Annotated in this window: 6 protein-coding genes and 1 pseudogene; 3 read left to right on the top strand and 4 right to left on the bottom strand. The window is 55.5% G+C overall.

Going from position 1 to position 6,539, the window contains the following annotated elements:
• Positions 1 to 82: 82 nt before the first annotated feature.
• The 3 genes and pseudogenes from cpdA to nudF form a co-directional block, all read right to left on the bottom strand.
• Positions 83 to 805 (bottom strand): annotated as a pseudogene (cpdA, locus tag FHW04_RS22295) (3',5'-cyclic-AMP phosphodiesterase); the annotation flags it as partial.
• A 42-nt stretch (positions 806 to 847) separates the two neighbouring features.
• Positions 848 to 1,273: a DUF1249 family protein gene (locus FHW04_RS22290; protein WP_031376508.1), complete on the bottom strand. Its 426-nt coding sequence runs from the start codon at positions 1,271 to 1,273 to the stop codon at positions 848 to 850.
• Positions 1,270 to 1,905 (bottom strand): ADP-ribose diphosphatase, encoded by a 636-nt coding sequence (gene nudF / locus FHW04_RS22285; protein ID WP_031376507.1) that lies wholly within the window; start codon positions 1,903 to 1,905, stop codon positions 1,270 to 1,272. The genes FHW04_RS22290 and nudF overlap by 4 nt, the downstream gene beginning before the upstream one ends.
• A gap of 213 nt (positions 1,906 to 2,118) precedes the next feature.
• Between nudF and tolC the strand changes: the two genes are divergently transcribed.
• The 3 genes from tolC to FHW04_RS22270 all read left to right on the top strand — a co-directional run bounded on the left by tolC (position 2,119) and on the right by FHW04_RS22270 (position 5,571).
• Complete coding sequence (gene tolC, locus FHW04_RS22280) at positions 2,119 to 3,585, top strand: outer membrane channel protein TolC (RefSeq protein WP_089561956.1); 1,467 nt, start codon at positions 2,119 to 2,121, stop codon at positions 3,583 to 3,585.
• A 143-nt stretch (positions 3,586 to 3,728) separates the two neighbouring features.
• Complete coding sequence (locus tag FHW04_RS22275; RefSeq protein ID WP_031376505.1) at positions 3,729 to 4,403, top strand: DUF1190 family protein; 675 nt, start codon at positions 3,729 to 3,731, stop codon at positions 4,401 to 4,403.
• 7 nt (positions 4,404 to 4,410) lie between these two features.
• Positions 4,411 to 5,571 (top strand): glutathionylspermidine synthase family protein, encoded by a 1,161-nt coding sequence (locus FHW04_RS22270; RefSeq protein WP_031376504.1) that lies wholly within the window; start codon positions 4,411 to 4,413, stop codon positions 5,569 to 5,571.
• Between the two features lie 38 nt (positions 5,572 to 5,609).
• On the opposite strand, the gene ygiD is transcribed toward FHW04_RS22270, so the two are convergent.
• Positions 5,610 to 6,395 (bottom strand): 4,5-DOPA dioxygenase extradiol, encoded by a 786-nt coding sequence (gene ygiD, locus FHW04_RS22265; protein ID WP_089561957.1) that lies wholly within the window; start codon positions 6,393 to 6,395, stop codon positions 5,610 to 5,612.
• Positions 6,396 to 6,539 lie beyond the last annotated feature (144 nt).

Raw genomic sequence — 6,539 nt, 5'->3', positions numbered from 1 at the left:
TAGCTGAACAGGAGGGACAGCTGATAGAAACAGAAGCCACTGGAGCACCTCAAAAACACCATCATACACTAAATCAGTAAGTTGGCAGCATCACCTCAATCGCGAAGCTGGTGCAGTGCGGTTTGAACTGTACGCAGGTGGAGGGCGTCGCCAGGACCCGGCGGCCGTGCCACTCGACATCCAGCTCCTGATGGATATGGCCACAGACCAGGGTCTTCGCCAGCGGAAACTGTTGCAACACTGCATCCAGCTGATGCGAATTACGCAGGCTGTGCTGGTCAAGCCAGGTGCAGCCGGACGCCAGTGGATGGTGATGCAGCAACACCAGAGTGTGCCGTTGCGGATAGCGGGCCAGCGCGTTTTCCAGCCACTCCAGCTGATAGTCACTCAGCATACCGTGCGGCACGCCGAACACCTGGCTGTCGAGCAGGACAATCTGCCACTGCTCGCCGATCAGCACCTGTTTGTGCGGATTGATGTGGGCGTCAGCTAAGGTATCGACCATTGCGGGCTGGAAATCGTGGTTGCCGGGCAGCCAGACGCAGGGCCTGGGCAAACGTGAAATGCCCTCAGCAAAATGCTGATAGGCTTCAACAGAGTGGTCCTGGGCCAGATCGCCCGTGGCGATGATCAGGTCATAGTCCCGATGCTGTGCAATTATCGCATCCAGGACCGCCTCATAGCTCGACCAGGTATTCACCCCAAGTAGCGATTCATGTTTTCCTGCGAACAGGTGGGTGTCCGTGATTTGCAGAATCCTGATTGCGGAACCGTTCGCTGCAGGAAGAGTTAGCAGGCTATCCAAAGCGTTTCCTTCGTCTCCACGCCATTTAACGCATTATACGCATCAGCAGACCGGAACTGCCATCGCGCCGTGCGCCAGGCAGTAGCGCAACCAGTCAGCGAGGAACTGGTTTATCTGATGTTTTTCATCACGCTGATGCAGTTTTTTATTAGGATAATCATAGCGCGCTTTGAAACGATAGATCTGTTGAGTTGAACACACTTCGGCGACCATCGCATCGTGGTAGAGCCGCACCGACATCGAAGGCAGGCTCCAATAGCTCACGGCAGGCGCCACCTGGCGGATCTCCACCAGCGTGGTGTAGCGCGTCGACTCCTGAATCGTCAACTGATAACGGGCGCCACTCACCTGATAGATCACCGATGCGCCCGCGTCATCATCACGTGGCAGCAGGCGGCGTAACTGGGCGAAATTGGTTTCGCACAGCCGCATCATTTCGGGAAAGTCAGGGGTATAGCGCTGTTTCATTGTGGTATCCACTCTTCTCGTAGTTTCTCATGGTGCAACGCCAGCCATTGCAAGGCGATGACAGACGCCGCATTGTCAATAATCCCCTCTTCCACCCAGCGATAAGCCTGTTCGCGACTCACCACATGGACAAGAATATCCTCATTCTCTTCCTCCAGACCATGGCATCCTGTTGCCTGGCTGGCATCCACTTCCCCAATCAGCACCGATAAACGTTCACTGGTGCCTCCGGGGCTGGCCAGGTAATTAAGCATTGGCTTAATCCGTCCGACCTGTAATCCTGCTTCTTCGACCGCTTCGCGACGCACCACCTGTTCAACGGTTTCACCGGGATCGATAATGCCGGCCACCATCTCCAGCAGCCAGGGCGATGCACTGCTGTCATAGGCCGGAATGCGGATCTGTTCGATCAGCACCACTTCGTCGCGTAAGGGATCATAAGGTAGCAGCACGGCGGCATGTCCGCGCTCAAAAACTTCGCGCTGCACTTCGGCGCTCATTTCGCCATTAAAACGGCGGTGACGGAAGCGATAGCGTACCACTGAAAAAAAACCATCGTAGACGGTTTCGCGTGCAATAATTTCTACATCGTTTTTTGTAAAAGTCACAGGGGATTTTTTTTCTTCCGACATCATCTGGTTCCTTATGCAGATTGGGGTGGAGCGAAAAAAGCCTGGCACAGTGCTCCGTCTGAGTGGTTCTTTCTGAATTATTTACGTAAATTAGGGGAAGAAGGCACGTTCAGCCAACTTATCTAACAGTTGCCCTCTGCTAGAATCGGCGATAATTTTTTGGCTTACCCGGCAGCGCTACCACTGCAATTTGCTGCAACAAAAGGAATGCAAATGAAAAAACTGCTCCCATTTTTTATTGGGCTGAGCCTGGGCGGTTTCAGCTTCGCCAGCCAGGCCGAAGACCTGCTTCAGGTTTATCAACAAGCACGTCTGAGCAACCCGGATCTGCGCAGCGCCGCTGCCGATCGCGATTCTGCCTTTGAGAAAATCAACGAAGCGCGTAGCCCATTATTACCGCAGCTCGGTCTGGGTGCGGATTACACCTATAACAACGGCTACCGTGACAGCAGCGGTCTTCATTCCAACACGACCAGCGGCACGCTGCAATTAACCCAGACAATTTTCGACATGTCGAAATGGCGCGCCCTGACCCTGCAGGAAAAAGCCGCCGGCATCCAGGACGTTACCTATCAGGTTGCGCAGCAGGATTTGATTCTGAACACCGCGACCGCTTACTTCAACGTACTGAAAGCGATTGATACCCTTTCTTACACCGAAGCGCAGAAGCAGTCGATCTATCGCGAACTCGATCAAACCACCCAACGTTTTAACGTCGGCCTGGTGGCGATCACTGACGTGCAGAACGCCCGTGCGCAGTATGACAGCGTATTAGCTAACGAAGTCACCGCGCGCAACAATCTGGATAACGCGGTTGAATCACTGCGCCAGATTACCGGCATGGATTATCAGGCTCTGGCGTCGCTCAATATCGACCGCTTCAAAACCGATAAGCCGGATGCGGTCAGCGCGCTGCTCAAGCAGGCTGAAAGTCGTAACCTGACGTTGCTGTCTGCCCGTCTGAATCAGGATCTGGCACGTGAGCAGATTCGTTCAGCAGAAACCGGCCACATGCCAACGCTGGATCTGACTGCCTCAACCGGCATGTCCAACAGCAAATATGGCGGCAGCCGCGCTAACCAGAGCGCCGGTACGACCGATTCGATTACCGGTTCTAACCAGGTTGGCCTGAGCTTCTCTCTGCCACTCTACAGCGGCGGCAGCGTGACCTCGCAGGTGAAACAGGCGCAGTATAATTTTGTCAGCGCCAGCGAGCAGCTGGAAGGTGCGCACCGCTCAGCGGTGCAGACCGTGCGCTCATCGTTTAACAACGTGAATGCATCGATCAGCACCATCAACGCCTACAAACAGGCTGTGGTCTCAGCGCAAAGCTCACTGGATGCGTCTGAAGCCGGTTATCAGGTCGGTACGCGTACCATCGTCGATGTGCTGGATGCGACCACCGCGCTGTATAACGCTAAGCAGCAGCTTTCTGATGCGCGCTACAGCTACCTGATCAACCAGCTCAACATCAGCTATGCACTGGGAACGCTCAACGAGCAGAACCTGCAGGCGCTGAACAGCCAGCTGGGTAAAGAGATCCCAACGTCACCAGAAACGGTGGCACCGGAAAACGCGCAGCAGACCGCGCGCGTGGATAATGGCCCGTCTGCCAACGGCTCTGCCGCCGCAGCACGCCCTGCAGCTCGTAACAGCAGCAGCAATCCTTTCGGTAACTGATGACGATGACGGGTCGCTTTGCGGCCCGTCTCTCTATCGAACGTATAGCTAAGTAAAGATCCCTACAGTATCAGGCCCTCAGCTTCAATTTTGACCCCTCATCCCCTATTCTATGCGCTACCTTTGGGCACAGGATAATCATAATGAAACGCACAAAATCTATTCGCTATGCCGCTTTTCGAAAGAGCTGGCAGGCACGCCATTTAACGCCCGTCGCGATCGCCGTTTCGGCGGTATTTATGCTGGCAGGTTGTGAACAAAACGATGAATCCGTCTCGATGTATCAGAATGCGGATGACTGTTCGAAAGCCAATCCAGGCCAGAGTGCGCAGTGCACCACCGCCTTCAATGAAGCCAAAAAAGAGGCAGAACGCACCGCGCCTAAATATGCGACCCGTGAAGATTGCGTCGCCGAATTCGGCGAGAATCAGTGTCAGCAGGCTCCGGCTCAGGCTGGCGTCGGCAGCACCAACAATGCGGAAGCGCAACAGAGCGGCGGCAGCTTCTGGATGCCACTGATGGCCGGTTACATGATGGGCCGGATGATGGGCGGCGGCGCAGGCTTCGCCCAGCAACCGCTGTTTTCACCCAAAACCCCTAACAGCCCGGCAAACGGTCAGTTTGTTGATGCGTCCGGTCGTAACTATGGTGCTGCCACCTCAGGCAAAACCATGAATGTGCCGAAGACGGCGCTGGCACCGAAGCCTGCCACCACCTCGACCATCACCCGTGGTGGCTTTGGCGAGACGGTAGCCAAACAGAACAGCATGCAGCGCAGCAGCGCTACCGGCACCTCCAGCCGGACAATGGGAGGCTAACGCCCCGATGCAACGCATTGCCATTTCAGAACGCCCAGGCTGGCGGGAAAAAGCCACCGAGTTCGGTTTTCGTTTTCATACCATGCACGGCGAGCCGTACTGGTGTGAAGATGCTTACTACCAGTTTACGCTGGCACAAATTGAACAGCTTGAGGACGTCACCGCTGAGCTGCATCAGATGTGCCTGCAGGTGGTCGACAAAGTCGTTAACGATGAAGCGTTGCTGACCAAATTCCGCATCCCCAAACATACCTGGGATTTTGTGCGTGATTCCTGGCATCAGCGTCAGCCTTCGCTCTATTCCCGTCTTGATCTCGCCTGGGATGGCAAAGGCGACGCCAAATTACTTGAGAACAACGCCGATACGCCGACCTCACTGTATGAAGCGGCATTTTTCCAGTGGCTGTGGCTGGAAGACCAGCTCAGCGCCGGGCAGTTGCCGACAGGCAGTGACCAGTTCAACAGCCTGCAGGAAAAGCTGATCGCACGCTTTGCCGCGTTGCATCAGCAGCACGGTTTTAACTGGCTGCATTTCGCCTGCTGCCGCGACACTGACGAAGATCGCGGCACGGTGCAGTATCTGCAGGATTGCGCCACCGAAGCGGGCCTGCCGAGCGAATTTCTCTACATAGATGAAATTGGTCTGGGTGAAAAAGGTGAGTTTACCGACGTCCACGACCAGGTCATCAGCAACCTGTTTAAGCTCTATCCGTGGGAATTCATGCTACGCGAGATGTTCTCCACCAAGCTGGGCGACGCCGGCGTACGCTGGCTGGAGCCGGCCTGGAAGAGCATTCTGTCGAACAAAGCGCTGCTGCCAATGCTGTGGCAGATGTTCCCGAATCACCCTAACCTGCTGCCCGCCTTCTTTGCCGAAGATGAGGTGCCGCCGATGGACAAATATGTGGTGAAGCCGCTGTTCTCTCGCGAAGGTGCCAACATCCGCATTGTTGAAAACGGTCAGGAGATTGCCCGCGTCGACGGTCCGTATGGCGAAGAAGGTATGATCGTCCAGCAGTTCCATCCGCTGCCGAAATTTGGCGACAGCTACACGCTGATCGGTAGCTGGCTGATTGACGATCAGCCGGCCGGTATCGGCCTGCGTGAAGATCGCGATCTGATCACTCAGGATCTTTCCCGCTTCTATCCGCACGCCTTCATCGAGTAATGCCCTGACAAACAGACCCGCCCTGGGTCTGTTTGCATTCAGCCGACCTGCACCGACAACATACTGATCGCGCCCATCTCCATTCCATCCACCGGAATGCTGATCGTTTCCCCTTTCTGGCGTGTGCCCAGCACATATAACAGTGGCAGATAGTGTTCTGGCGTCGGGTTTGAGAGCGAAGCACCAGGATGCTGCATAAAGTTGACCAGCGGATGCGAAGCCGCGTCGCTCTCTGCCGTCAGGTTGTCACGCACAAACTGCTCAAAACTGCTGGCCCACGGATAGACCTCATCGCCACCGTCCCAGCGCACCTTTCTCAGGTTATGCACCACGTTACCACTGGCAACAAACATCACGCCCTCGTCACGCAGCGCCGCCAGCTTCTGGCCCAGTTCAAAATGCCAGGCCGGCGATTGGGTACTGTCGATACTTAACTGCACCACCGGAATATCCGCCTGCGGGTACATCTTGATCAGCACCCCCCACGAGCCATGATCGAATCCCCAGCTGTGATCCAGCTGTACCGGAATTGGCGCTAACAGACTAACAAGTTGTTCAGCCAGTTCCGGCGATCCCGGCGCCGGATAGCGGGTATCAAACAACGCCTGCGGAAAACCGCCAAAATCATGCAGGGTGCGAGGATGTGCCATCGCCGTTACTGCGGTGCCACGCGTATACCAGTGGGCCGAGACCGCAATAATGGCGCGGGGTCGCGGCAGGGTATCGCCCGCGTGACGCCACGCGGTGGTATAGCGGTTCTCTTCCAGGGCGTTCATCGGGCTGCCATGGCCCAAAAACAGCGCTGGCATACGTGACTGGCTCATAACGGGTTCTCAGAATTGAATGTTTGATAGCCACTACGATACGCGCTTTACCCGCTATATCACGCGGATAAGCCTGATGATGATGCTCAGAAAATCTGAATAAGATTGATGATAAAGGAGATGACCGATCGGGGATAACAGCAG

This window comes from Pantoea sp. AN62 (assembly GCF_050432985.1).
In the GTDB taxonomy this organism is placed as follows: domain Bacteria; phylum Pseudomonadota; class Gammaproteobacteria; order Enterobacterales; family Enterobacteriaceae; genus Pantoea; species Pantoea brenneri.
The sequence above is the reverse complement of the archived record's forward strand: the minus strand, read 5'-3'. Positions and strand labels throughout refer to the sequence as shown.